Origin of the sequence: Ralstonia sp. OTU4908, assembly GCF_038440115.1 — a bacterium.
Classification (GTDB): Bacteria; Pseudomonadota; Gammaproteobacteria; order Burkholderiales; family Burkholderiaceae; genus Ralstonia; species Ralstonia pickettii.
In genome coordinates this window covers 249,647-272,159 of sequence record NZ_JASATD010000003.1, presented here as the reverse complement: position 1 = coordinate 272,159, position 22,513 = coordinate 249,647, and the positions used below count along the sequence as shown (strand labels likewise).

Sequence of the window (22,513 nt, the reverse complement as noted above, 5' to 3'; positions counted from 1 at the left end):
CAACAGGTAGGGTGTGGCGCCCGAGCGACTAGCGGCTCCGAATCCCTACGTGGACGCATGCCATGACGGCCAGAAACGGCACACCCACCACCAGCGTCATCCGGAAATCGGGCATCCATGCCGTGCTCACGATGATGACCGCCATGGCGATCGCGCCAAGCGTGGTCAGTACCGGAAAACCCCACATGCGAAAGCGCAATGCGCGACCCTCGCGCTCGGCGGCCCGCCGGAAGCGCAGGTGCGTCACAAAGATGACGAGCCACGTGAACAGCGCTCCGAACATCGCCAGCGACATCATCAGCAGGAACGAGTGGCCCGGCAGCACCACGCTCAGCACCGCCGCCAATGCCGCACCGGAGCTGGACACCGCCAGCGCGCGCAGCGGCACGCCGCGTTGGCTCACCGCGCCCAGCGCCTGAGGCGCCTGCCCGCTACGCGCCAAACTGAACAGCATGCGCGTCGATACATACAGCTGCGCGTTCATCGACGACAGCGCCGCGGTTAGCACCACGAAATTCATCACGCCCGCACCCCCGGCAATACCGAGGATTTCCATCACACGCACAAACGGGCTTTTGCCCGTGCCGGCCTGCTGCCACGGCACGACGGCGAGCATCAGCGCGAGCGTGCAGAGGTAGAAGAACACCAGCCGGAACAGCGTTGAGCGGAAGGCACTGGTGGCGGCGGCTTCGGGCTCGCGTGCCTCGCCGGCGGCCACGGCAATCAGCTCGATACCGAAGAAGCTGAAGATGCTGACCACCGCGCCGAACCACACGCCATTCCAGCCGTGCGGCAGGAAGCCGCCCGCGCTCACGTAGTTGTGAAAGCCGATCGGGCCGCCATCGGGTGCGCGATAGATGGCGTAGCTTGCTACCCCCAGAAACGCGACGATGGCCACCACCTTGATCATCGAGCACCAGTATTCGGCCACGCCAAATACGTCGACGCTGCTGGCATTGATCCACACCAGCACGGCCGAGAACCCGACGATCCACACCCACGCCGGTACGCCCGGAAACCAGTACGCCATGTACACCGCCACCGCGGTCACTTCTGCGCCGATGACGAAGACGACGGCCGCCCAATACGCATAGCGCACGAGGAAGCCGGCCAGCGGGCTCACATAGTGCTCGGCATAGGCGCCGAAGGAGCCTGTGGTCGGATGCGCCACCACCATTTCCGCCAGGCAGCCCATGAGCAGCAGCGCGATCAACGCCCCGATGGCGTAACTGGCGATCACGCCCGGGCCGGCCAACTGAATGGCCGCCCCGCTGCCCAGGAACAGGCCGGTGCCGATCGCGCTGCCGATGGCGATCATGGTGAGTTGCGCGGAAGAGAGGCGGTGCTGCAGGCCGCCTTCGCGCGCGGCCAGCGCTTCGAAGCTGCCGGTGGCCTTGTTCATGGTGTTGTCCTGACTGGGGAAAGGCCCGGATGATACGCCGCCCATGCAAAACGCCCCGCGCGGAGGCGGGGCGTCTTGTGCAACGGGCGACGACGCTCAGCGCGCCACGGGCTTGGCGTACTGGATCGGAATGTCTACCCGCGCCTGCGGCAGCGTCTTCTTGAGCTGCGCACGCGCGTTCACGGCATCCCGCCACGCCGCAAATTGATGCTCGCGCGGCAGCGCAGACGTATCGAAGTGGGAATGCGGAGGTTTGCTCACGGCGGTTTCCTGAAAGCCCCGCGCATTGTGCAGAAGCGGTGACCGATGATGGCATGCCCCCAAAGTGGGGTGCCCGACGGGTGCTGGCTAGACGACAGCCAGCTTGGGCCGCTCCTGCCTGGGCAGGACCACGTTGCGGCCGGCGGCCTTGGCTTCATACAGCCGTCCGTCGGCCAGCCGAACGAGGTCTTCCAGCGTGTCGTCTTCCGCGGCCACGCCCGAATGCACGGCCACGCCGATGCTCACCGTCAGCTTGCCGTATGCGCTTCCCGCGTTGGGCTCGTCAGCGGCCAAGACAGCGGCCCGAATGGCTTCAGCCACGCGCACGGCGCCGCTGAGGTCCGTATTAGGGAGCACGGCGCAGAACTCCTCGCCGCCGTAGCGGCCGGCAAAGTCGCCGGGGCGCTTGATGCTGTCGTTGATGCAGCGTGCCACCGTGCGCAGGGCGGTGTCGCCGGCGGCGTGGCCGTACCTGTCGTTGTAGGGTTTGAAGTCGTCCACGTCGATCATCAGCACCGCCATCGGGGTGTGATGCCGATTGGCGCGGCGCCACTCCACGTCGAGGGCGGAATCCAAGGCGCGGCGCGTGCCAAGTCCGGTCAGGCTGTCGGTATTGGCCAGCAGATGCAATTGCTGCTCCATCTCGAGCCGCTTGCGCAGCTGCTGCGCAAAGAGGAATGACAGCACGATGAACACCGCGTCAAGCATCAGCACGATGCCGCTGATCACCCACGCGCGCCGCCACCATTCAGCGTAGATGTCTTCGGTGGCAAGGCCAACGGTGACGATCAGCGGGTGGTCGCCGATATGGCGGAAGCTGAACAGCCGCTCGATACTGTCAATGCCCGCGATGTCCACATACGAGCCTTCCGGTGCGAGCAGCCGCTTCTGGAACGCGGTGGCATCGGCCAAGTTGCGGCCGATGAGCTTTTCGTTGTAGGGGCGCCGCATGAGCAGCGTGCCGTCGGTGCGGATCAGCGTGACGGTGGCGTGGGGCCCCAGGTTGATGCCATCGAACAGCCGCCGAAAGTAGTTCAGCCGCAGCGTACCGACCACGATGCCGTTGAATTCGCCGTGCGGGCCGTTCAGGCGCCGGCTGAGTCCCAGCGATCGCTCGAGGCCGTTCGCGCGAGGGATGAACGGCTCGCTGATATACAGCCCGACGTCGTCGGAGGCTTGATGTACTTGGAAATAATCGCGGTCACCGAGGTAAATGTGCCGGGGCGGCACCGAGTGCGAATCGATGACCACGTCGCCGGCCTTGTCGGTCACCAGCAGCGAGCCCAGGTCCTGCGCATTGGTCGAACGGTCGAACAGCACGAGCTGGCGAACGTTGGGCGGCAGCGCCAGCATGGCGGGGTCGCGTACGCCGTCGATCACGGCCTGCAGCGAGAGGTCGTACACCTCGATGTTGCGGGCAATGTCGCGCTGCAGGATCAGCGCGAGGTTGTCGGCGGCATCGCGCGCGCGGGCCAGTGCGTCCGAGCGCATTTCCCAGAGCGAGAGCGCGGTCAGCGCGGCCAGCACCAGCGACAGCGCCGACGCGCCGATGATCAGCAGAGAAGGCCGCCGCAGGAGTGCACCAGTGGCGCGCTGTAAAGGCATGCGCAGAATTGTGAAAATATTGAAAACGATCGCTTCAATGGTGTACCGGACTCCTCCTTCCTACGCAATACTGTCTAAGACTTCGTCAGCATAGAAAACGTTTGCGGGTATCCATTCGATCCCGTTTGTGCAACGCTTTCTGGGGCGGCTGGCGCACGGTTTGCTGAGCATCGGCTGAGTGCCGCGCCCGTGGCGCCGAACCCACCGCCGGTCCGACATATGCCCATGCTGTCCTCCATGTCATCCTGTTAAGCCGGCTTTGCCTATTCTGGGTAAGCATCCTTGGAGAACGCCATGCCAGAGCCAGACGATCGCGCCTCACCCACCCCGGCGCCCGCCAACCCCCATCCGCCCGTGGCCGATACGCATGAGGAAGCCCTGCTCGACGAGGGCCTTGAGGAAACCTTTCCTGCGAGCGACCCGGTTTCCGTCGACGCCGGCAAGCCCGATGTGCCGCCCAAGGCGCCGGGGAGCGCGCCCAAACCGTAAAATGCGGACTGCGTGTCAACGAATCGGCTGCTTCAGCCGTATTACGTAGGCCGCAAACAACGTGCGAATCCAGCACACGGGCCGTCTGAAGCGCGGGTCGAGAGAAAACCGGCGCGCGCGACAAGCCCGTGCCGGTAGGCCAGGCTCCAATCAAGACGTCGATACCGTGCGGAGCGTGGTCTTCGGCGGTTTGTCTTGCCGCGCTCTCCCACTTCTTCGGGTCCGGATTCGCATATCGCTTCGACCCGGCACTCCGCCAAGCCAGCAGGATTTCGTTTTTCACCATGCCTGACGCCGCGTCCAACGACGCCAGTCCAACATCGCGCCGATCTTCGGCCCGCCCCCCGCCTGCCGCGCCCGCCACGCCCGTGCGATCCAAATCGGGCCTAGGCCTCGCCGGCTGGATCGTGATCGGTGTGGTGCTCGTGCTGGGCGCGCTGGTGTTCGACAGCCTGTATGCGCTGCTCGATCACGTGCACTACGCCGATATGGTCGCCGCGCTGCAGGCCACGCCGCGCTCGCACCTGTTGCTCGCCGTGCTGGCCACGGGGCTGAGTTACGTCGCCCTGACCGGCTACGACGCGTCCGGCCTGCGCTATGCCGGCGCGCACGTCGCCCCCGCCACGGTCGCCACCACTTCGTTCATCGCTTACGCGCTGGGCAACACCATCGGCCTCGGTTCGTTGACAGCCGGGGCGGTGCGCACGCGCCTGTACGCGGCGGCCGGGGTCGATGCCGCCCGCGTGACGGAGGCGGTTGCGTTTGATGCCGGGGCGCTCGGCGTGCCCACCACCGCCTTTGGCGCAGTCGGGCTGCTCTGGGGCGCGCCGCACATCGCCGCCATTACGCATCTGCCAGTGGCATTGCTCGAAGTGGTGGCCTTGCTGGTGCTGGCGGGCGTCGTTGCGTTGCTGCTGCTGTGCATGCGCCAGCGCCATGTGATGCTCTTCGGCCGCTGGGAGATCCGCCTGCCGCCGCCCGGGTTGGCCGCGCGTCAGTTTGCGATCTCGGCGGCGGACATGATTGCGGCCGCGGCGGCGCTGTGGGTGCTGATGCCGGCAGGCGCGGTCGACCTGCCGACGTTTGTGGCGTTCTATGCGCTGGCGGTCACGCTGGGCGTGCTGAGCCAGAGCCCGGGGGGCCTTGGTGTGTTCGAGGCCGTCATCCTGCTTGGCTGCAGCGGCCAGGCGCCGCCGGCCGAGGTGCTGGCCGCGCTGCTGTTCTACCGCGTCATCTATTTCCTGCTGCCGCTTGTCGTGGCTGCGGCCATGCTCGGCGCGTTCGAGTTGCGCTCGGGCGCCGGGGCGCCGTTCGGCCGCGCTGCGGTCAAGCTGTCGCCAGGGCTGCTGGCCGCGCTGACGATGGTGGCGGGCGTAATGCTGCTGGTCTCGGGCGTCACCCCTGCCAGCGACGAAGCGGAAGACCTCCTGCGCATGCACGTGCCGCTGTTCGTGGTCGAAGCCTCGCACATGATCGGCAGCGTGGCCGGGTTCATCATGCTGTTTGTCGCACGCGGGCTGCTGCACCGGCTGGATGCTGCATGGTGGGCGGCGCTGGTGCTGTCGCTGCTCACCGGCGTGCTGGCGCTGCCCAAGGGCATTGCGGTGTCGGAGATGGCGGTGCTGGTGACCCTGGCGGTGCTGCTCGTCGTCTCGCGCCGGCAGTTTGACCGGCCGTCGTCGCTGTTCTCGCAGCGGTTGGAGGCGGGATGGCTGCTCGCCATGGTCTGCGTGTTTGCGGCGTGTGTGTGGATTCTCTTCTTCGCCTACCGCGAGGTGGCCTACGCCAACCAGCTCTGGTGGCAATTCACCTTCGACGGCGATGCGCCGCGTTCGATCCGCGCGCTGATGGCCGTTGCCGTGACGGGGCTCGGCTTCGGCATGTGGCAGCTCTTTCGCAAGGAGCCGGGCGTTACCACCTACCCGAGCGACGAAGAACTCGCCCGCGCGGCCGAGATCGTCCGCAAGCAGCCCGCCGCCGACGCCACGCTCGCGCTGATGGGCGACAAAAGCCTGCTGTTCTCGCCGTCGGGCAATGCATTCATCATGTACGCCAAGCAGGGGCGCTCGTGGGTGGCGCTGTCGGACCCCGTGGGCGCGCAGCAGGAGTGGCCCGAGCTGATCTGGCGCTTTATCGAAATGGCCGACGCGCATGGCGGGCGCGCCGCGTTCTACAAGACGCGGCCACAGACGCTGCCGCTGTATCTCGATGCCGGCCTGCGTGCCTACAAGCTGGGCGAAGAGGCGTATGTGTCGCTGCCCGACTTCAGCCTCAAGGGCTCGCGCCGCGCCAACCTGCGCCATGGCGTGACGCGCGGCGAGCGCGAAGGGCTGTCGTTCGAGATCATCCCGACGGCAGACGTGCCGACCGTCCTGGACGAATTGCGGGCCATCTCCGATGAATGGCTGCGCAATCAGAACGCGCGCGAGAAAGGCTTCTCGCTCGGCGCATTTGACGACCGCTACATCCGCAGCCAGCCCGTGGCCGTGGTGCGCCGCGAAGGCGTGATCCTCGCGTTTGCCACGCTGATGTGCCCTGACGTGCTGCGCATCGAGGCGAGCGTCGACCTGATGCGCTATCGCAGCGACGTGCCGCCCGGCACGATGGATTTCCTGTTCGGCAAGGTCATCCTCCACTTCCAGGCGCAGGGGTATCAGCGTTTCGGGCTGGGCATGGCGCCGATGTCCGGCATGGTTGAGCATCAGCTTGCGCCGCGCTGGCACCGCTTCGGACGGATGATGTTCCGGCATGGTGCGCGCTTCTACAATTTCAGGGGGCTGCGCAATTTCAAGGACAAATTCGAGCCCGTGTGGGAAGCCCGCTACCTGCTCGCACGTGGCGGTATCGCGCCGCTGTTCACATTGACGGACGTCGCTGCGCTGATCGGCGGCGGCTTGAAGGGAGTGATCTCCAAATGAGTTGGCAAGCACCGCGCACGCAAGAGGCGCGGCATCGGGGAGTGCTACGCAAAGGCTTGCGTTTGGCCGGGCATGTGGGTGCGGTCGGCATGGTGCTGGCAGCGTCCTGGGCCATCGCCGCCGACGCTCCTGCGCCTACATCCAAACCGACGCCCGTGCAGGGCGCGGTGCTGATTCCTCCCGTGGGCATGACGGGCGCCAGTGGTGTCGTGGCAGTGCCGCCGCGCGGTGACATGCCGCCTCGGCTGCAAATGAGCGGGCCGGCCGTGACGGCCAACAAGGCTGCCAACGGCGGCGTGCTGTCGCTGCCGGTGGTGGCGCCCGCTACGCCCGCCGCCGCACCGGGCGCGGTCGAGTTCGTCACGCACGGGCGTTTTCGCGATGTGCCGGTCTACAAGCCGAAGGGCGAAATCCGCTCCGTCGTGCTGATGCTGTCGGGCGATCTGGGCTGGACGCCCGCCGCATCGCGCATGGCAGAAAGCCTCGCCCAGCAGGGCGCATTGGTGGCAGGCCTGTCGACGCCTGCGCTGTTCGCCAGCCTGGAGGCAGATCCGGGCGATTGCGCCTTCCCCGATGGCGATCTCGAAAACTTCAGCCGCTTCCTGCAGGCCTACGAAAAGGTACCCGGCTACTACCCGCCCATCCTCGTTGGCGACAACGAAGGCGGTGCGCTGGCCTACGCCATGATTGCCCAGGCGCGCCCGAACATCTTTGCCGGGGCCATGTCGATGGAGTTCTGCCCGGTGCTGGAACTGCACAAGCCGCTGTGCAAAGGCGAGGGTGTGCACTTCAGCCGCCGCATGAGCGAGAGCCGCACCACGGCTAAGCGGGTCAAGCCGCCAGAAAACGCGGGCGTGGTCCTGCTGCCCGCCACGAAGCTGTCTGCGCCGTGGGTGGCGCTGCAATCGACTGCACCGACGTCGTTTGCGCGGCGCTCCGGTCCGCTGTGCGAAGCGCGTGCCACGCAAGCCTTCATCGATACGATTTCGGGGGCGCAATCGGTGGCGTTGCCGGCCGCCGCGTCGGCTGCCAATGCGCCGCCCGTGACCGCCACCGAGCCATTCAAAACCGCCTTCGCCAAGCTTGTCGCGCAGCGCAAAGCACCGCCCCCGCCCCCGCCTGCGGCGGTTTCCGACTTGCCGATCATCGAGGTGCCCGCGCAGCCCGGTACGTCGTCCGAACTGTTCGCGGTGCTGCTCTCGGGGGATGGCGGTTGGGCAGGGCTGGACAAGGAGGTCGCCGCGGCGCTCTCCAAGTCCGGCGTGTCGGTGGTCGGTATCGATTCGCTGCGCTATTTCTGGACGCCGCGCACGCCAGCCTCCGCCGCCGCAGACATGGACCGCCTCGTGCGCTTTTACGCTGCGCGCTGGAAGAAGCAGAAGGCGTTGCTGATCGGCTATTCGCAGGGCGCAGACGTGCTGCCCTTCATCGTCAACCGGTTGCCGGCGGCGTCGCGCGAGCATGTCGCGCTGGCGGTCATGATGGGCCTGGGCAAGCGTGCCGATTTTGAGTTCCACATGACCAACTGGGTGTCGAGCAGCGCATCCGGCCTGCCAATCCTGCCCGAGGTCCAGAAGCTGCCGGCGGGCCTGGGCATGTGCATCTACGGCAAGGAAGAGAAGGACACCAATTGCCCGGGCCTGGATCCGAAGCAGGTGCAGCTCGTGAAGCTGCCGGGCGGCCATCACTTTGATGGCGATTACGCCAAGCTCGCGCGCATCATTCTTGAAGGCGCGCGTGCACCGGGCAACGCCTCGCGCTGATACGCCGGTCCCGGGGCTGACGCGCCTCGCGCACCATCCTATGCCGTGGCGTTGTCGACTTGGGCGCCAGCAGGTGTGCTGGGCGCTGTCGCCAGCGACTGCACACATTCGTCCACGCTCAACTCGTGCAGCATCTCGGTGCGCAGCGTGTCATCGGTGGCGCGCTGCAAGGCGGTCAGCGCACGCGGCTTGAGCCGCACCAGCATCAGTTGCAGTCCGCGCGCCGCACATTCGGCGGCAAAGATGCGCAGCGCTTCGATGGCCGAGCCGTCCACGTCCGGCGTTTCTTCCAGGCTCAGCATGATGGCGCGCAGCACGGGCTCGTGCGGTTGTTGGAGCATCGCACGAACCTTGCCGAGCACACGTTCGGTGTTGGCGAAGAACAGCGGCACTTCGGGCCGGACGATCAGCACACCGGGCTCGGGCTTGGCCTCCGGGTGCAGAGACACATCGACGAAATCGTGGCTCTCGCGCAGGCGGCCCAGCACGCTTACGTTGGGCTCGGAAAGCTTGCGCAGGGTGAGCAGCAAGCTCACGCCGATTGCGGCGAGCAACCCGTGCAGCACCCCGAGCACCAGCACGGCCAGCAATGCGGCAATCACCACGAGCCGATCGCGGTGCCAGGCCCAGTAAGGTCTGAACACCGCCGGATGCAGCGAGTGGCTCACCGCAAAGATCACGATGGCCGCCAGCACCGGCTCGGGAATACGCGCGAGCTGCGGCAGGAACAGCCACACGATCAGCGCCACCACGGCCGCCGCGCACAGCCCCGAGAACCGCGATTGCGCACCCGCGGCTTCGTTGGCAGACGTGGCGGAATATCCGGCGCCGACGGGCATGCCGTGCAGCAGGCCCGAGAGCAGATTCGCACAGCCCAGGGCGACGAGGTCACGGTTGGCGGAGATGCTGTCGCCGTGCTTGAGCGCGAAGTTGCGGATCGAGCCGTAGGACTCGGCATAGAGGATCAGCATGAGCGCAAAACCGAGTTCGGCGCTCTGCATCCATTGCGCGCGGCCCAGGTCGGGTACGCCGAAGCTGATGTTTTGCAGGTCGATATGGCCGACCACGGCAATGCCGTGAGCATGCCAGTCGATCCAGTAGCCGGCTGCGATGGCCAGCACGATGACGACCAGCGTGGCCGGAATGCGCCCCCAGCGCCCGAGGCCGAAGAGCAGCGCGAGTGCGACGGCGCCCAATGCCGTGCTGTACTGGTTGGCGCCAGCCGCGCCGGCGATGAGGTCGAGCGCAACGCGGGGCGTGTCGCTGTGATGAACGGCCACGTCGAGGATCTTGGGCAACTGCTTGATGGCAATCGTCAGCGCCAGCCCAAACGTGAAACCGCGCAGCACCGGCCGCGCGATGAAATCCGACATACCGCCCAGCCGCGCCGCGCCCGCCAGGATGAACAGCACGCCCGTCGCGATGATGAGCGCGGCGGCCATCGTGAGCGCCGTCGCGCCGCTGGCGCCGGGCTCCGACAGCACCGTTGCAAACAGCACGGCAGCGGACGACGACGTGGCCGAGACAATGGCAAAGCGGCTCGTGCCGAGCAGCGAGTAGACCACCAGACCGCACAGCAATGCGATCAGCCCGGCCTGCGGCGGCAGGCTGGCGATGCCTGCGTAGGCAACGGCTTCGGGCAGCAACAGACCCGCAATCGAGAATCCGGCGATGACGTCGCGCACCACGCGCTGCTGTGGCGGCTGGGGCGGCGCATCCAGCGGGGCGAAACTCTCCGGATGTTGCAGGGCGGTGGCGGGATGTTCGTTGCTTGGGGGCATGCGGCGCGGTGGTCCGGCTGAAATAGACAACGCCGCGACCCCGGTGGGCCGCGGCGTACGGTTTTGCTACAGGCGCGTCTTATTTGGTACAGGCCTTGTTACGGCTCGGGCGCATGCCGGCGGCCTTGGCATCGGCTTCGGTCATGTATTCGCCCTGCTTGGTCTTGCCGTAGTAGCGATCGCCCGGGCAGTGGTAGACCTTGGTGCTGGCATTGGCCCACACCTTGTCCGGGCCGCCGCCGGGAGCAACGGTGCCAGCAGCGGCCGCGGCTGGCTTGGCAGGCGCGGCGGTGGGCTTGGCTGCGGGTGCAGGGGCGGGAGCGGCGGCAGGCGCAGCCGGAGCCGCTGCGGCGGGTTTGGCCGGGGCCGGCGCGGCAGGCGTTGCTGCGGGGGCGGCCGGCGCGGCGGCTGGGGCTCCGCCTGCGCTGGCTTTCTTGTCGACACCACCGTGGCCGCGGCAGGCGCCCTTGAGCGTCGCGCCGCTGTAGGGCGTGCCGTCCTTGCAGACCGCATGAACGGCCGCCGGGGCAGCTGCCGCAGCGGTGGCAGGTGCGGCGGTGCCCTGGGCAATGGCGGAGCCCATCACCAGCGCACCCATGGAAAACATCAACGCAGACAGTTTCATAACGAGACCCTCAACGAGGCACGAATATACGTGCGTGACCGATTAACGCTGGCCGACAGCGGGCGTTGACCAACCCGAGGGTTTGTCAGAAGACAAACGCTGCAACGTTGATCATTCCGCAACAGTCGGCGACGCCTGGAGGCGCAGACGGCCAATGCGGCGCCGGCGCCATCCCAGCATAGGCAACATCAGATGCCCCGGCGAAGTTTCAGGCGAATGTGTCGGTGCCCTGCACCAGCCGCCTGGCCAGACGGGGCTGCCGTAGTTGTTCCAGCCACCATTGGAGTGCGCGGCCTTCACCGTCGCCAACGCCGCTGCGCCAGCCGACGTAGAGCAGGTTCGGCTCGCGTGGATCGGTAGTGCGCTTTTCAATCAGATCGCCGCGCGCAAGCAGGGATGCGACACGGTGTCTCGGCAGCCAGCCGACGCCCAGGCCGTCGCGCTGGGCCAGTGTCTTGGCGCGCATGCTGGGCACGGCGAGCGTGGGCTGCCCGCTGAGCATGCCGTAGGCGCGGCCGGCAGTGGTGCGCGCGGAATCGGCCACCACCACGGCGCGATGCCGGGCGATTTCCTCACGCGTGAGGGGCGCGTCGATGGCTGCCAGCGGATGCCGGGGCGATAAGGCAAACACCCATTCCACCACGCCCAGCTCGAACCACACGAGGTTGGGAATGGACGGCGACTCGTTCGTCGCACCAATGACGAGATCGGCTCGGCCGCCGCACAGATCCAGGGCCAGCCGCTGGGCCATTTTGGCCGGCCGCAAGAGATTGCGTCGACGGTGCTGCATCGGTCGGCGCCCGAATCGGCCTTCATTGTCGGCACGGAAATCATTGCCGACGGCGGCATGAGCCAGCCTTAAGCCCATCCGCTGGCCGCTCTCACCGGCATGAGCGGGCGGGTTTCACAAGCCCGCTCGCCGTCCCGTCGCGGGCAGCATTTTCGGCGAACAAACGGGGGCGCCCACACAAGCGCCTTCTGTTGGACCAACCAAGTTCAGAAGTTGTGTGCCACGCGCAATGCCAGTGTGCGGCCGGGCTGAATGGGAATGCAGTTGCAGGACTGTGCGTTGCCGTACGCCCGGATATTGAAGACGTTGCGCGCGAAGAGATCGAGGCAGACATTGACAAAATGTCAGTAATTGACGTATCGTCAGTGCTATGAAGCCCATCGAAGAAAACCGCCTTCTGCTGCGCGAAGGCCGCAAGATCGTCGAGGCGCTGGGCAAGACGCTGGCGCCGCTGGTGGAAGTCGTCCTGCACGACCTGACCGATCCCGATCATGCCGTCGTCGCCATCGCCAACAACCTGTCCGGCCGCCAGGTCGGCGACGCCGTGACGGAACTGGGACTCGCGCGCCTGGCCGACCCCGACTTCCCGGAAGTCATCGAGAACTACGCCAACCGGTTTCCCGACGGGCGCCCGGCCAAGAGCACGTCGATCGGGCTGAAGAACAGTCGCGGCGATTACGTGGCGGCCATCTGCCTGAACATGGATGTCTCCATGCTGCATGCCGTGACCACCGGCCTCACGCAACTGATGCGCGTCGATGTGGCTGCGCCGCCGGTGCCCGAGTCGCTCGGCTCCCGCCGCGTGGAAGACGTGCGCATCGCGCTCGAACAATTTGCTGCCGCCCGCAACACCACACCCATGGCCATGACCCTCGACCAGCGCCGAGAGGCCATGCGCGAACTGGCCGCCAGCGGCCTGCTGAACTTGCGCCGCGCGCTGACCGAAGTCGCTCAGACACTCGGCGTGGCGCGCTCCACCGTCTACACCTATCTTCCCGAGGATCTCGCATGAGCCTGCCCATTTCCTATGACGACGTCGTTGCAGCCCACGCCCGACTGCAGGGTGTCGCCCACAAGACGCCGGTGCTGACCTCCGCTACCGCCAACGCCATGAGTGGCGCCGAGCTGTTCTTCAAGGCCGAGAGCTTCCAGCGCATGGGCGCGTTCAAGTTTCGTGGGGCGTACAACGCGCTGTCGCAATTCACGCCGGAGCAGTGCAAGGCCGGCGTGATCACGTTTTCGTCGGGCAACCACGCTCAGGCGATTGCGCTGTCGGCCAGGCTGCTTGGCATGCGCGCCGTCATCGTCATGCCGAAGGACGCGCCCGTCGTGAAAGTGGAAGCCACGCGCGGCTACGGCGGCGAGGTCGTGTTCTTCGACCGCTACACCGAAGACCGCGAAGCCATCGGCCGCAAGCTGGCCGAAGAAAATGGCCTCACGCTGATCCCGCTATACGACCATCCGCACGTGATGGCCGGGCAGGGCACGGCGGCGAAGGAACTGATCGAAGAGGTCGGCCAGCTTGACGTGCTGCTCGCTCCGCTGGGCGGCGGCGGGCTGCTCTCGGGCTGCGCCACGGCAGCGCGCGCACTGAACCCGGCGTGCAAGATCTTCGGCGTCGAGCCAGAGGCCGGTAACGACGGCCAGCAGAGCTTTCGCAAGGGCGAGATCGTCCACATCGATACACCCAAGACGCTGGCCGACGGCGCGCAGACGCAACACCTGGGCAACTACACGTTTGCCGTGATTCGCGAACTGGTTGACGACATCGTGACCGTGAGCGATGCAGAACTCGTCAGCGCCATGCAGTTTTTCGCCTCGCGTATGAAGGCGGTGGTCGAGCCCACCGGCTGCCTGGCTGCAGCTGCGGTGCTGAACGGCAAGGTCGATGTGCGAGGCAAGCGCGTCGGCGTGATCCTGTCGGGCGGCAATGTGGACTTGCAACTCTTCGCCAAGCTTGTGCTGGGCGCGGAGGCAGCGAAATGAGCGATGCACGCTACCTGAACGCGCCGCAACTGCGCCCGCCTGCGGGGCATTACTCGCACGCGGTCTGCGCCAATGGCTTCGTGTTCGTCGCCGGACAGATTCCCGTGACGCCCACCGGCGAAAAGCTCGTTGACGCGCCGTTCGAGACGCAGGTGCGGCAGGTGCTGTCGAACCTCGACGCTGTGCTTGCCGCTGCCGGCACAGACCGCTCGCGCCTGGTACAGGTGCGCGTGTACGTGACAGACATGGAATCGCACTGGCCCGCGTTCGATGCGCTCTATAGCGCGTGGATCGGCGAGTTGCGTCCGGCGCGCGCCGTCGTGCCGGTACCGACGCTGCACTACGGGCTGGCTGTCGAGATTGAGGCCACTGCAGTTGCTGGGTGACGAAAACGCTTGCCGTTGATGCAGGTCAGGCGGGGAGGGTTGATGCGAGTTGCTCTCCGGCGATTTGCCGGCCATTGTTACAAAATGGCGGGGGTACCTGCCAAGGCATTTGCCTTGGCCCGCCCATGACAGACGCGATCCTTTGCCACCCATGATCCTTCAGAAAACGCGGCAACTCACGCAGGAAGACGTTCCGGTCGGTCAACCGCTGCCGTTTCCCCTGGCTGACAGTGTGGGCCGGCTTTTGCTGCCCGCCGGTGCTGTCGTGCCGGATGCCGAAGACGTTCGCCTTCTGTTTCACCACGGCCCGGTGCTGGCACTGGCAGAAGGTGATGACATTGCCGCCGTGCCTGCCACCGCGCCCGCGGAAGCGCCGCCCCGGCTCGGGTCGGCCGGCCTGACGGTGGGCACCGTCTTGCAGGTGCAGGAGAAGTCCGCACCGCTAAGTGGCCTGCTCCCGTGCCGCCTGATCGGTTATATCGAAGGAGAGGCGCTGTTTGTCACGCAGCCAGCCGACGCCAAGCGCACGCTGCGGCCCGAGCCGCGAGACGTGCTGATACTGCGCGGTTTTTCCGGCCGCTCGGTGTTCACCATGATGTGCAGCGTGGTGTCTGTGGGACAGTTTCCCTCGCCGTATCTGGTCTTGTCGGCGCCACTCAAGATGCAGAAGATGCCGCTGCGCCGTGCCAAGCGCGTGCAGGTTCGCATCGGTGCGCGCGTGCGCGCGCAGGGGCAGGCCGCGTCGGCAGCGGACCGCGTGGCCGTGATCCGCGACATCTGCCTGAACGGTGCGCTGGTGCAGAGCGCCAACCCCGCGTTCCAACCCGGTGACGGACTCGCCCTCGATTTCAATGCCTACGTGGACGGTCAGTTGGAGACGTTTTCCCTGACCGGCCGGGTGGCAAGTGGGTCGCCTGCGCTGGGCACAACCGCGTCTGCGTTTCCTTCGTTTGGCGTGGAATTTACGCTGACGAAAGAGCAGACCGCCCAACTCTCGCATCTGATCATCGAACGGCTGGACGAAAACGCGTGAGCGCCTAGCCCGCCAGCATCGTTTCGAGCAGCCAGGCGCCGGCCTGCCCAAGTGTGCGATTGCGTGACCATACGGCGTCCACCGGCACGAGGCGGGGCCAGCCCCGCGCACGCACTTCATGCAACCGGTCTGCCGCGAAGTGGTCCACCAGCCAGCGCGGCAACTCCGTCCATCCGAAGCCCAGCACGGCCATTTCCAGCAGCATCAGATAGCTCGGTGCAGACCAGCGGCGCAGGCTGCGCACGGGTACCGCGTCGGTGCGTGGCCCCGTTGGGTCGACGAAGGTGTTCAGCCGTAGCTCGCGCGCCTCGCGCAGGATGGCGTGCGGCACTTCCTCGTCGCCGTATCGGGCGAGTGGGTGCTGCAGCCCCACGAACAGTCCGATCTCCGATTGCTCTGCAATGGTCGCCCAGCCGATATCGGCCGGATATGCCGGCTGCGCGGCCACCAAACCGATCTGGGCACGGCCCAGTTGGATGATGTCGACCACGTCTTCGTGTTCGGCGATCAGGCATTCGAGTTCAAGATCGGGGTAGCGCTGCTCGAGTGTGGCCAGCGTTTGCTCATAGCGATCGGATTGGTAGGTGTCAGACATGACGAGCGTCAGGCGCGCCTCCAGACCGCCGGCCATCTGTGCGGCCAGGCGGTCCATCTGTGCGCTGGCGTCGAGCACGCGGCGCACCTGAGTGAGCATCGCGTGGCCCGCTTCGGTCAACGTGGGCTGGCGCGTGCTACGGTCGAACAGCGTCAGACCGAGGTCGATTTCAAGATTGGCGATCGCCTCGCTGATCGTGGATTGCCGCTTGCCCAATTTTCGGGCTGCGGCGGAAAAGGAACCCAGCGTAGCGGCCTCGGCAAAGGCCAGTAAGGCTTCGGGTGATTGACGCATTCAGCACTCCAGATGGTGGTGCACCGGCCAATATATCGGAAAAACCGATACTAATGAACTGGATCATACGGATAATTCCGATGAAAATGATCCTCGTTCTTTGGAGGTAATTGCAATGCAAGTCATACAAAAAACGCCAGCCGAGCGCCTCGTGCATGCGCTGACGTTCGAGTTGGTTGCCATGCTGATCTGCGCCCCGCTGTTTAGCTGGCTGATGGATTTGCCGTTGGCCGAAATGGGCGTGATGACGCTCATGTTTGCGGCGGTGGCGATGGTGTGGAACATGGTGTTCAACGCCATCTTCGAGCGCGTGGAGCGTCGCTACAGGCTCCCGCGCACCGTGGTCCTGCGGGTGATCCATGCCTGTCTGTTCGAGGCTGGGCTGGTCTTGATGCTGGTGCCACTGGCCGCCTGGTGGCTCGACGTGGGGCTGTGGGAAGCGTTCGTACTCGACATCGGCATCATGCTGCTGTTCCTGCCGTACACGTTCTTCTTCAACTTTGCGTACGACCATCTGCGTGCACGCTGGATGTCGCGCCGCGCGCTGGCCTGATCCACGCGATGGGCTTAGGGCAAAAGGAGCAGTGCGGGAGGTGACGCGCTTCCTATAATGAAGTCCCTTTCGAAACGGGCGCAGCGGTCGCAAGCCGCTGCGCCCGTATTGCCTTCATGCCGCATCTTTCTGTCACGTCACCTCATGCCTCGGCAACCGTGCTGCGCCAATGCTACGTGGCGGCCTGCGCGGGCGACGCCGTGGGCGTGATGAACGTGCTGCGCGATGCGTGCGGCGCGCACCATGCTGCGGCCATGATCCGGTGGCGCGTCGATGGGAGGTGGCACTGGGCGGCATCGCGCGGCGCTCGCTCGGCCGACGTGCTGCTGCATGCGGTACGCGGTGATGGCGTCGACGGCTGGCCCGTGGCTGATGCCGAAGTGTGCGGCGCAGTGTGGCTCGATTACCGCAAGGCGGGCGTGCCGCAACCCATGCAGCATGGTGCGGCGCCACAAGCGTTGCTGCCGCACTTTGCGCAAGCGCTGCCGTTGTGCTGGCAACGCGTTGCCGCGCGCGCTGGCATTTCGCCTGCGCAGCCGGCCAGCCTTTGGCTGACCGACGCATTCCACCTGACACGCCGCGAAGCCGATGTGGCCGGTCTGCTCGCAAGCGGCTCCGACCCGGCCTGCATTGCCCGCACGCTGGGCATTTCACTCGATACGGTGCGCACGCATCTCAAGCACGTCTATCGCAAGACCAACACCCACAGCCAGTGCGATGTCGTGCGGCTGATGCTCGCGCTGTCGGCGCGTCGCTAGGCGCCGATCAGGCGGTGGCCGTCTTGGGTGGCGCCACGGCGGGGGTGCCGTCCTGAAAAAGGGTTTGCAGTTGCGCCCGCAATTCGGGCGAATCGGTGTGCTTGTGCATGGAAACGGCATGCTGTACCGCCGCCTCCAGCAACTCGGCATCGCTGTCGGCGCTGATGGCGACCGAGCAGTTGGTCTCGCTGGGGAAGGCGCGGCAATCGATGTAGCGGCGGCCCATGGCGGTCCTCCTGGAATGACGAATGACGACGGCGCGACGCGGTGAACAACCGGTCGCGTGTGTCTTCGTTATAGGGGTGCCAGGGGAGAGCGGCGTCCCCTGTATGGGGTAGGGCGCTGTATGTGCGACGCTGCGTCAGTCAAGGAAAACGTACTGTGCCAGGTACGGGCTGCGGCCTTCCTGGCCTTCCTCCGTGCAGGGCTGTGCGGGCGCGATGCCGCCGTGGGTCTGCAGCCGTTGCACGTAGCGCACACCGCCCAACACGCCCGCGCCGCCGGCATGCGTGGCTTGCAACAGCAGCAGCGGAATGGCACCGGCTTCCGCGGTGTTGGGCGCCTGCTGCAAGACTTTGCCTGTGATCTTGCTGCCGTCGGAGGCCTCCCAGCTTGGGCCCGTACCGTGTTTGACGATGAGCTTGCCGCTCGCATCGTAAAGCTCCGCCAGCGGCGCCTTGAAGACCCACGCCAAAGGCTTGTCGCCGTCGCGCTTGCAAACGTAGATCTGCACCCCCGTGGCCGATAGCGTGGCGACGGTGTGGTGAGACTCGGCCGGTTGCAGTGCGGCGGGGGCGGTTTGCGCCGTCACCGTCTGCGCGACCGTCATGGCCAGCGCGAGCAAGAGGGCAGATGAGACTGCGCAGCGCGGTGTGCGGGGCAGGGTCGGCATGGTTTTCCTTGTGCAGGTGGAAACATCGTTCACGGAGCCAGCTTCGCCCCACGTTCCTTCAACAACGCGCGCAGCACCGACCGATGGCAATGCGCCTCGTCCTCGCAATAGCACCCGACCGACAGGTTGGTCTGGTGCGAAAGTGCGGCCAGCATATCGAGCAATCGTGCCGCATCACCGTCGCGCATTTCGGTGCGGAAGTGTCGCACGAAGGTGTTCCAGCCTTTCTCGTCGTGCGCGCTCTGTGCGGCCAGGGCCTGCTTGACGAGTTCCGGCGTGGGGGAGAGCAACGGCATCCACACGTCGTAGAAATCGCGGCTGGAAAATTCTTCCTTGGGCACGCCGCGCGGTGGGCGCCGCACGGTGCCGATGCGCAAGCCTTCATCGGGGTGACGCGGCTCGCCGAGCCGGACGATGCGTAGTGCCATGGAATGTCTCCGTGTGGATGCTGCGTGCGGCGTGCTTACGAGCCCTGTCGGCTCTGCACCGTCGGAAAGAACAGATCCTTCCACGACGCCGGCTTGTTCTTGAGCGTGCCCACGCGCTGCATGAATTCAGCATAGTGTGCGACGCCCACCGGCGTGGTCGTGAAGCGCGAATCCGGATCGTCCAGTATCTTCTTCACCTCTTCCGGCGAACTCTTCACCTTCGACTGGGCGATGTAGATCTGCGCGGCTTTGGTTTTGTCCTTGGCGATGAGGGCATTGGCTTCATCGAGCGCGGCCACAAATGCCGCCGACAGCTTCGGGTTGGCCTCGTAGAACTTCTTGCTGGTGTAGGTCATGTCCAGCGTGATGTTGCCGAGCACGTCCACCGTGTTGAACACGCGGTGCAGGCCGGGGGCCGCGGCTTCGGTGTACGAGAACGGCGGCGACGCCATGTGGCTGTTGATCTGGCTGCCGCCGGCCAGCATGACGGCGGTGGCGTCAGGGTGCGGCAGCGGCACGGTGATCGGGTCGAGCTTGTTGAACTGCTTGTCGCCGAAGGTTTTGGCGGCGGCCATTTGCAGCACCACGGCGGGCAGCGAGGTCTTGATGCCGGGCACGGCGATGCGGTCCTTGTCGGAGAAATCCGCCAGCGTTTTGACGTTCGGGTTACGCGTCATCAGGTACATCGACGATGAGCTGAGCGACGACAGGCCGCGCACTTCCATCGCGCTGCCGCGGGTTTTGTCCCAGAGCGTGAGGAAGCCGGGTACGCCCAACGAGGCGATGTCGAGCGCGCCGGAGAGCATGGCGTCGTTGATGACGTTGCCGCCGTCGAGCACGCGGTAGCTGGCCTTGACGTCGCCCAGGCCGGCGGCCTTGGCTTGTTTTTCCAGGAAGTGCTCGCTGGCCATGACCATGATGGGCAGGTAGAGGATGCCGTAGCCGTGGGAGATGCGGACTTCGGTGGCTTCTGCGTGGGCGGTGGTGATGGCGCCGGCCAGGAGCGATGCGGCCAGCGTGGCGGCGATTGTCAGGCGGAGGATGGTGCGGCGGGGGTGCTGCATGTGTGTTGTCTCCTTGTTGATCTGTTGGTCTTTATGTTTGTTGGTGGTGCGCTTCTTGTTTCACCCCCTGCCGGGGGCGACTCACTTTCTTTGTCTTGCCAAAGAAAGTAAGCAAAGAAAGGCGCGCCCGAGATGGCGACCCACCCCTTGAATTTATGTCGCAGAGAGAGGAAGGGAAAAACTCGCTTCGCTCAGACAGTTTCCCTTCCTTTTTCCTCCCTGCAACAGAAATTCAAGGCGCCATCTAGGGCAGGGTACGGCCACACCGTCTGGGCGCTGGCGTTGCGCCCATGTTCAGTTCTGCATGCCCCAGCGTTTGACGGTACGGGCTTCAAGCGTACGGAACACGAGGTTCTCTACCAGCAGGCCGATGATGATCACCGTCAGCAGGCCGGCGAACACTTCGGGAATTTGCAGTTGGTTCTTGTTCTCGTAGATGTACCAGCCGAGGCCGCCCTGGCCGGAGCTGACGCCAAACACCAGTTCCGAGGCGATCAACGTGCGCCATGCGAAGGCCCAGCCGATCTTCAGGCCAGTGAGGATGGACGGGAATGCGGCGGGGATCAGGATCTTCGTCAGGTATCCCATGCCGGATAGCCCGTAGTTGCGGCCCACCATGCGCAGCGTGTTCGATACCGACAGGAAACCGGCATGCGTGTTGAGCGACACCGCCCACACCACCGAATGCACGATCACGAAGATCAGGCTGCCGTTGCCCAGGCCGAACCACACGAGGGCGATTGGCAGCAGCGCAATGGCGGGCAGCGGGTTGAACATGGCGGTGAGCGTTTCCAGGAAGTCCTGCCCGAGCCGGTTGCTGATGCCGAGCACGACCAGCGCGCAGGACAACGCCAAGCCGAGCGCGTAGCCTGCCAGCAGCGTTTGCATCGACGTGCCGATGCGAGCAAACAGCGTGCCGCTGGCTAGCCCAGCCCACAGCGCCTGCACGGTGTCGGAAAAAGTCGGCAGCAAGAGTGGGTTGTCGAGCCAGCGTGCGCCGCCTTCCCACACGAGTGCCAGAACGATGAGGATGACGAGCTTGCGCAGCCATGCCTGTTCGTACAAACGCTCGGCAATGGAGAGCGGTTTTTCGACCACGCCGATGCGCTCGAACGCCACGGGCGTGCTGTAGACGGGCGCACGGTTGCTGATGTCGGTGGTGGCCGGCATGGAAAGGGTTTCAGTCTGCATGGGTTTCCTCCACCGCGCGGGCGAACAGCATGTCGTGGATCTCGGCTTCGAGGGCTTTGAAGCGCTCCGGGTCATCATCGCCGCGCGCAAGGCTCGGCAGTTCGGCGCGTACCTGGCCCGGATGCGGCGACAGGATCAGGATGCGGCTGCCGCAGCGGATCGCCTCCGGAATCGAGTGCGTGACGAACAGCACGGTGAAGCGCGTTTCGTCCCACAGCTGCAGCAACTCGTCCTGCATCTTGCGGCGCGTGAGCGCGTCGAGCGCGGCGAAGGGCTCGTCCATCAGCAGCACGTCGGGCTCCATGGCCATGCCGCGTGCAATCGCCACACGCTGCTTCATCCCGCCCGACAGCATGTGCGGGTGATGGTCGGCAAACTTGGTGAGGTTGACCTTGTTGATGTAGTGCAGCGCGCGTTCCTCGGCTTCACGCGCGCCCAGCTTGCCCGTGGAGAGCAGCGGGAACAGCACGTTTTCCTTCACGGTCTTCCACGGCAGGAGCTGGTCGAACTCCTGGAACACCATCATGCGATCCGGCCCGGGCTTGCTCACGGGCTGGCCCTTGAGACGGATCTCGCCTTCGGTGGGCGTGAGGTAGCCGCCGATGGCCTTGAGCAATGTCGATTTACCGCAGCCCGAGGGGCCAAGCAGGATGTAGCGCTCGCCGGGGTAGACCTGGAAGTCGACGCGGTAGGTGGCCGTCACCAGATGCTGGCGTGTCTTGTACTGCAGCGTGACGCCGCGCACGTCCAGCAGCGGTGGGGCCGTCGATGCGTTGGCCTGCATGATGTTGTCTCCTGTGTGTGTTTTTGTCGGATTGGGTTGCAGCGTAGGCGGCGCTACCGGATATCCACGTGGTACCGGAAGTGCGCCGCCGCGCCGCGCGAACGCCGCCATTCGAGCGGCACCCGGTCGTAGCCGCGCGCAACGCGTTCGATGACCATCACCGGATCGCCGGGCTGGATGCGCAACAGGCGCGCATACGTTGCGTTGACGGCTTCGGCGGTGAGCGTTTCTTCGGCGCTCGCAATGATCTGGCCGCAGTGCGATTCGTACAGCGGATACAGCAGGTCGCCAAACGCGTCGAGATCCAGCGTGGCGAGCGACGCAAAGCGGTCATATGGCAACCAGATTTCTTCGGCCAGCATGGGTGCGCCATCCAGCAGGCGCAGCCGGGTCAGGCGAATGACCGGTGCGCCGGTTTCAATCTGCAGGCCTGCAGCCGGTGCCGACGGGGCATCCAGCACGTCCCGCTTGAGGATGCGGCTCTCAGGAATGCGCCGCTCGCCGCTTTCACTCTGGAAGCGGAAGAAGCGAAACAAGGAACTGGCAAAGCTGGCACGCCGCACAAAGGTGCCACGGCCCTGGAAGCGTTCGAGCAGCCCTTCGGCCACCAGTACGTCTACGGCTTTGCGGACGGTGCCGACCGCCACGTTGTACGTCTTGGCAAGCTCGGCTTCGGTCGGGATGGCGTCGCCCGGGCGCCAGTGCTGTTGGGCGATCTGCGCGGCCAGATCGTCGCGCAATTGCTGGTAGCGGGGCAGGCGGAGATCGGCGGGCATGGGTGTCAAAAGTGGTCAACTATTCATCTATATGACTCGACATTGTAGGGAGGTTGGGGGGCGGAGGGCATTACAGGAAAACCCGCAGGGCCCGGTCAGATCGACACGGGCCCTGCGGGTTTTTGGGAGGACTGCTGGA

22 protein-coding genes and 2 pseudogenes are annotated in these 22,513 nt (G+C 65.6%); 10 read left to right on the top strand and 14 right to left on the bottom strand.

From position 1 onward, the window contains the following. Window positions 1-28: 28 nt before the first annotated feature. The 3 genes from AAHM38_RS04790 to AAHM38_RS04780 form a co-directional block, all read right to left on the bottom strand. Window positions 29-1,402: an amino acid permease gene (locus tag AAHM38_RS04790; RefSeq protein WP_116575301.1), complete on the bottom strand. Its 1,374-nt coding sequence runs from the start codon at window positions 1,400-1,402 to the stop codon at window positions 29-31. A gap of 96 nt (window positions 1,403-1,498) precedes the next feature. Then, entirely contained in the window at window positions 1,499-1,663 is a 165-nt protein-coding gene (locus AAHM38_RS04785) for a hypothetical protein (RefSeq protein WP_165835774.1), read from the bottom strand. Between the two features lie 87 nt (window positions 1,664-1,750). Continuing rightward, window positions 1,751-3,268 carry a sensor domain-containing diguanylate cyclase gene (locus AAHM38_RS04780; RefSeq protein ID WP_103519236.1) on the bottom strand — a complete coding sequence of 506 codons (1,518 nt, stop codon included), beginning with the start codon at window positions 3,266-3,268 and terminating at the stop codon, window positions 1,751-1,753. A 294-nt stretch (window positions 3,269-3,562) separates the two neighbouring features. Here AAHM38_RS04780 and AAHM38_RS04775 point away from each other — a divergent pair, with 294 nt between their 5' ends. The 3 genes from AAHM38_RS04775 (at window position 3,563) to AAHM38_RS04765 (ending at window position 8,438) form a co-directional block, all read left to right on the top strand. Further along, window positions 3,563-3,757, top strand: a complete 195-nt coding sequence (locus AAHM38_RS04775; RefSeq protein WP_009240412.1) for a hypothetical protein — start codon at window positions 3,563-3,565, stop codon at window positions 3,755-3,757. Window positions 3,758-4,041: 284 nt separating this feature from the next. Beyond that, window positions 4,042-6,675, top strand: a complete 2,634-nt coding sequence (mprF, locus tag AAHM38_RS04770) for a bifunctional lysylphosphatidylglycerol flippase/synthetase MprF (protein ID WP_103519235.1) — start codon at window positions 4,042-4,044, stop codon at window positions 6,673-6,675. Next, window positions 6,672-8,438 (top strand): virulence factor, encoded by a 1,767-nt coding sequence (locus AAHM38_RS04765; protein ID WP_103519234.1) that lies wholly within the window; start codon window positions 6,672-6,674, stop codon window positions 8,436-8,438. Before mprF ends, AAHM38_RS04765 begins: the two co-directional genes overlap by 4 nt. A 38-nt stretch (window positions 8,439-8,476) precedes the next feature. On the opposite strand, the gene AAHM38_RS04760 is transcribed toward AAHM38_RS04765, so the two are convergent. The 3 genes and pseudogenes from AAHM38_RS04760 to AAHM38_RS04750 all read right to left on the bottom strand — a co-directional run. Further along, window positions 8,477-10,219 carry a SulP family inorganic anion transporter gene (locus AAHM38_RS04760; RefSeq protein ID WP_116575300.1) on the bottom strand — a complete coding sequence of 581 codons (1,743 nt, stop codon included), beginning with the start codon at window positions 10,217-10,219 and terminating at the stop codon, window positions 8,477-8,479. A gap of 79 nt (window positions 10,220-10,298) precedes the next feature. Further along, window positions 10,299-10,844, bottom strand: coding sequence for a sunset domain-containing protein (locus AAHM38_RS04755; protein ID WP_103519232.1), 546 nt, complete (start codon window positions 10,842-10,844; stop codon window positions 10,299-10,301). A 208-nt stretch (window positions 10,845-11,052) separates the two neighbouring features. Beyond that, window positions 11,053-11,562 (bottom strand): annotated as a pseudogene (locus tag AAHM38_RS04750) (LysR substrate-binding domain-containing protein); the annotation flags it as partial. Here AAHM38_RS04750 and AAHM38_RS04745 point away from each other — a divergent pair. The 5 genes and pseudogenes from AAHM38_RS04745 to AAHM38_RS04725 form a co-directional block, all read left to right on the top strand. Then, window positions 11,560-11,706: pseudogene (locus AAHM38_RS04745) on the top strand (short-chain dehydrogenase); the annotation flags it as partial. The pseudogenes AAHM38_RS04750 and AAHM38_RS04745 overlap by 3 nt on opposite strands. Before the next feature lie 298 nt (window positions 11,707-12,004). After that, complete coding sequence (locus AAHM38_RS04740; RefSeq protein ID WP_043416503.1) at window positions 12,005-12,646, top strand: helix-turn-helix transcriptional regulator; 642 nt, start codon at window positions 12,005-12,007, stop codon at window positions 12,644-12,646. Continuing rightward, on the top strand, window positions 12,643-13,620 hold the full coding sequence (locus AAHM38_RS04735; RefSeq protein WP_116575299.1) for a threo-3-hydroxy-L-aspartate ammonia-lyase: 978 nt from the start codon (window positions 12,643-12,645) through the stop codon (window positions 13,618-13,620). The genes AAHM38_RS04740 and AAHM38_RS04735 overlap by 4 nt, the downstream gene beginning before the upstream one ends. Further along, a complete protein-coding gene (locus AAHM38_RS04730; RefSeq protein ID WP_004627844.1) occupies window positions 13,617-14,006 on the top strand; it encodes a RidA family protein in 390 nt (129 codons plus the stop codon). The genes AAHM38_RS04735 and AAHM38_RS04730 overlap by 4 nt, the downstream gene beginning before the upstream one ends. Window positions 14,007-14,157: 151 nt before the next feature. After that, a complete protein-coding gene (locus tag AAHM38_RS04725) occupies window positions 14,158-15,039 on the top strand; it encodes a flagellar brake protein (RefSeq protein ID WP_103519229.1) in 882 nt (293 codons plus the stop codon). Window positions 15,040-15,043: 4 nt separating this feature from the next. Here the strand turns inward: AAHM38_RS04725 and AAHM38_RS04720 are convergent, their stop codons facing one another. Next, on the bottom strand, window positions 15,044-15,928 hold the full coding sequence (locus tag AAHM38_RS04720) for a LysR family transcriptional regulator (RefSeq protein WP_103519228.1): 885 nt from the start codon (window positions 15,926-15,928) through the stop codon (window positions 15,044-15,046). 115 nt (window positions 15,929-16,043) lie between these two features. Between AAHM38_RS04720 and AAHM38_RS04715 the strand changes: the two genes are divergently transcribed. Then, the gene (locus AAHM38_RS04715) at window positions 16,044-16,481 is read left to right on the top strand and encodes a multidrug/biocide efflux PACE transporter (protein ID WP_009240422.1); all 438 of its coding nucleotides are present in this window, start codon (window positions 16,044-16,046) and stop codon (window positions 16,479-16,481) included. 116 nt (window positions 16,482-16,597) lie between these two features. After that, window positions 16,598-17,239 carry a helix-turn-helix transcriptional regulator gene (locus AAHM38_RS04710; protein WP_039374894.1) on the top strand — a complete coding sequence of 214 codons (642 nt, stop codon included), beginning with the start codon at window positions 16,598-16,600 and terminating at the stop codon, window positions 17,237-17,239. A gap of 7 nt (window positions 17,240-17,246) precedes the next feature. Here AAHM38_RS04710 and AAHM38_RS04705 read toward each other — a convergent pair whose 3' ends face one another. From AAHM38_RS04705 to AAHM38_RS04675, 7 genes are all read right to left on the bottom strand, one after another. Then, entirely contained in the window at window positions 17,247-17,465 is a 219-nt protein-coding gene (locus AAHM38_RS04705) for a DUF1059 domain-containing protein (RefSeq protein ID WP_116575298.1), read from the bottom strand. Window positions 17,466-17,600: 135 nt separating this feature from the next. Next, a complete protein-coding gene (locus AAHM38_RS04700; protein WP_103519226.1) occupies window positions 17,601-18,131 on the bottom strand; it encodes a DUF3455 domain-containing protein in 531 nt (176 codons plus the stop codon). Window positions 18,132-18,160: 29 nt separating this feature from the next. Further along, window positions 18,161-18,559: a DUF488 domain-containing protein gene (locus tag AAHM38_RS04695; protein WP_103519225.1), complete on the bottom strand. Its 399-nt coding sequence runs from the start codon at window positions 18,557-18,559 to the stop codon at window positions 18,161-18,163. Between the two features lie 35 nt (window positions 18,560-18,594). Further along, window positions 18,595-19,623 (bottom strand): ABC transporter substrate-binding protein, encoded by a 1,029-nt coding sequence (locus AAHM38_RS04690; protein WP_116575297.1) that lies wholly within the window; start codon window positions 19,621-19,623, stop codon window positions 18,595-18,597. 294 nt (window positions 19,624-19,917) lie between these two features. Then, window positions 19,918-20,814 (bottom strand): ABC transporter permease, encoded by an 897-nt coding sequence (locus AAHM38_RS04685; protein ID WP_116575296.1) that lies wholly within the window; start codon window positions 20,812-20,814, stop codon window positions 19,918-19,920. Further along, window positions 20,804-21,598 carry an ABC transporter ATP-binding protein gene (locus AAHM38_RS04680; protein WP_116575295.1) on the bottom strand — a complete coding sequence of 265 codons (795 nt, stop codon included), beginning with the start codon at window positions 21,596-21,598 and terminating at the stop codon, window positions 20,804-20,806. Before AAHM38_RS04680 ends, AAHM38_RS04685 begins: the two co-directional genes overlap by 11 nt. Window positions 21,599-21,651: 53 nt before the next feature. After that, window positions 21,652-22,374, bottom strand: coding sequence for a GntR family transcriptional regulator (locus tag AAHM38_RS04675; RefSeq protein ID WP_116575294.1), 723 nt, complete (start codon window positions 22,372-22,374; stop codon window positions 21,652-21,654). Window positions 22,375-22,513 lie beyond the last annotated feature (139 nt).

What these genes read in the sequence shown, in the direction of transcription:
- AAHM38_RS04790 (WP_116575301.1), bottom strand. Translation starts at nt 1,402, where the DNA reads ATGAACAAGGCCACCGGCAGCTTCGAAGCGCTGGCCGCGCGCGAAGGC.
- AAHM38_RS04780 (WP_103519236.1), bottom strand. Translation starts at nt 3,268, where the DNA reads ATGCCTTTACAGCGCGCCACTGGTGCACTCCTGCGGCGGCCTTCTCTG.
- AAHM38_RS04775 (WP_009240412.1), top strand. Translation starts at nt 3,563, where the DNA reads ATGCCAGAGCCAGACGATCGCGCCTCACCCACCCCGGCGCCCGCCAAC.
- mprF (WP_103519235.1), top strand. Translation starts at nt 4,042, where the DNA reads ATGCCTGACGCCGCGTCCAACGACGCCAGTCCAACATCGCGCCGATCT.
- AAHM38_RS04765 (WP_103519234.1), top strand. Translation starts at nt 6,672, where the DNA reads ATGAGTTGGCAAGCACCGCGCACGCAAGAGGCGCGGCATCGGGGAGTG.
- AAHM38_RS04760 (WP_116575300.1), bottom strand. Translation starts at nt 10,219, where the DNA reads ATGCCCCCAAGCAACGAACATCCCGCCACCGCCCTGCAACATCCGGAG.
- AAHM38_RS04755 (WP_103519232.1), bottom strand. Translation starts at nt 10,844, where the DNA reads ATGAAACTGTCTGCGTTGATGTTTTCCATGGGTGCGCTGGTGATGGGC.
- AAHM38_RS04740 (WP_043416503.1), top strand. Translation starts at nt 12,005, where the DNA reads ATGAAGCCCATCGAAGAAAACCGCCTTCTGCTGCGCGAAGGCCGCAAG.
- AAHM38_RS04735 (WP_116575299.1), top strand. Translation starts at nt 12,643, where the DNA reads ATGAGCCTGCCCATTTCCTATGACGACGTCGTTGCAGCCCACGCCCGA.
- AAHM38_RS04730 (WP_004627844.1), top strand. Translation starts at nt 13,617, where the DNA reads ATGAGCGATGCACGCTACCTGAACGCGCCGCAACTGCGCCCGCCTGCG.
- AAHM38_RS04725 (WP_103519229.1), top strand. Translation starts at nt 14,158, where the DNA reads ATGATCCTTCAGAAAACGCGGCAACTCACGCAGGAAGACGTTCCGGTC.
- AAHM38_RS04720 (WP_103519228.1), bottom strand. Translation starts at nt 15,928, where the DNA reads ATGCGTCAATCACCCGAAGCCTTACTGGCCTTTGCCGAGGCCGCTACG.
- AAHM38_RS04715 (WP_009240422.1), top strand. Translation starts at nt 16,044, where the DNA reads ATGCAAGTCATACAAAAAACGCCAGCCGAGCGCCTCGTGCATGCGCTG.
- AAHM38_RS04710 (WP_039374894.1), top strand. Translation starts at nt 16,598, where the DNA reads ATGCCGCATCTTTCTGTCACGTCACCTCATGCCTCGGCAACCGTGCTG.
- AAHM38_RS04705 (WP_116575298.1), bottom strand. Translation starts at nt 17,465, where the DNA reads ATGGGCCGCCGCTACATCGATTGCCGCGCCTTCCCCAGCGAGACCAAC.
- AAHM38_RS04700 (WP_103519226.1), bottom strand. Translation starts at nt 18,131, where the DNA reads ATGCCGACCCTGCCCCGCACACCGCGCTGCGCAGTCTCATCTGCCCTC.
- AAHM38_RS04695 (WP_103519225.1), bottom strand. Translation starts at nt 18,559, where the DNA reads ATGGCACTACGCATCGTCCGGCTCGGCGAGCCGCGTCACCCCGATGAA.
- AAHM38_RS04690 (WP_116575297.1), bottom strand. Translation starts at nt 19,623, where the DNA reads ATGCAGCACCCCCGCCGCACCATCCTCCGCCTGACAATCGCCGCCACG.
- AAHM38_RS04685 (WP_116575296.1), bottom strand. Translation starts at nt 20,814, where the DNA reads ATGCAGACTGAAACCCTTTCCATGCCGGCCACCACCGACATCAGCAAC.
- AAHM38_RS04680 (WP_116575295.1), bottom strand. Translation starts at nt 21,598, where the DNA reads ATGCAGGCCAACGCATCGACGGCCCCACCGCTGCTGGACGTGCGCGGC.
- AAHM38_RS04675 (WP_116575294.1), bottom strand. Translation starts at nt 22,374, where the DNA reads ATGCCCGCCGATCTCCGCCTGCCCCGCTACCAGCAATTGCGCGACGAT.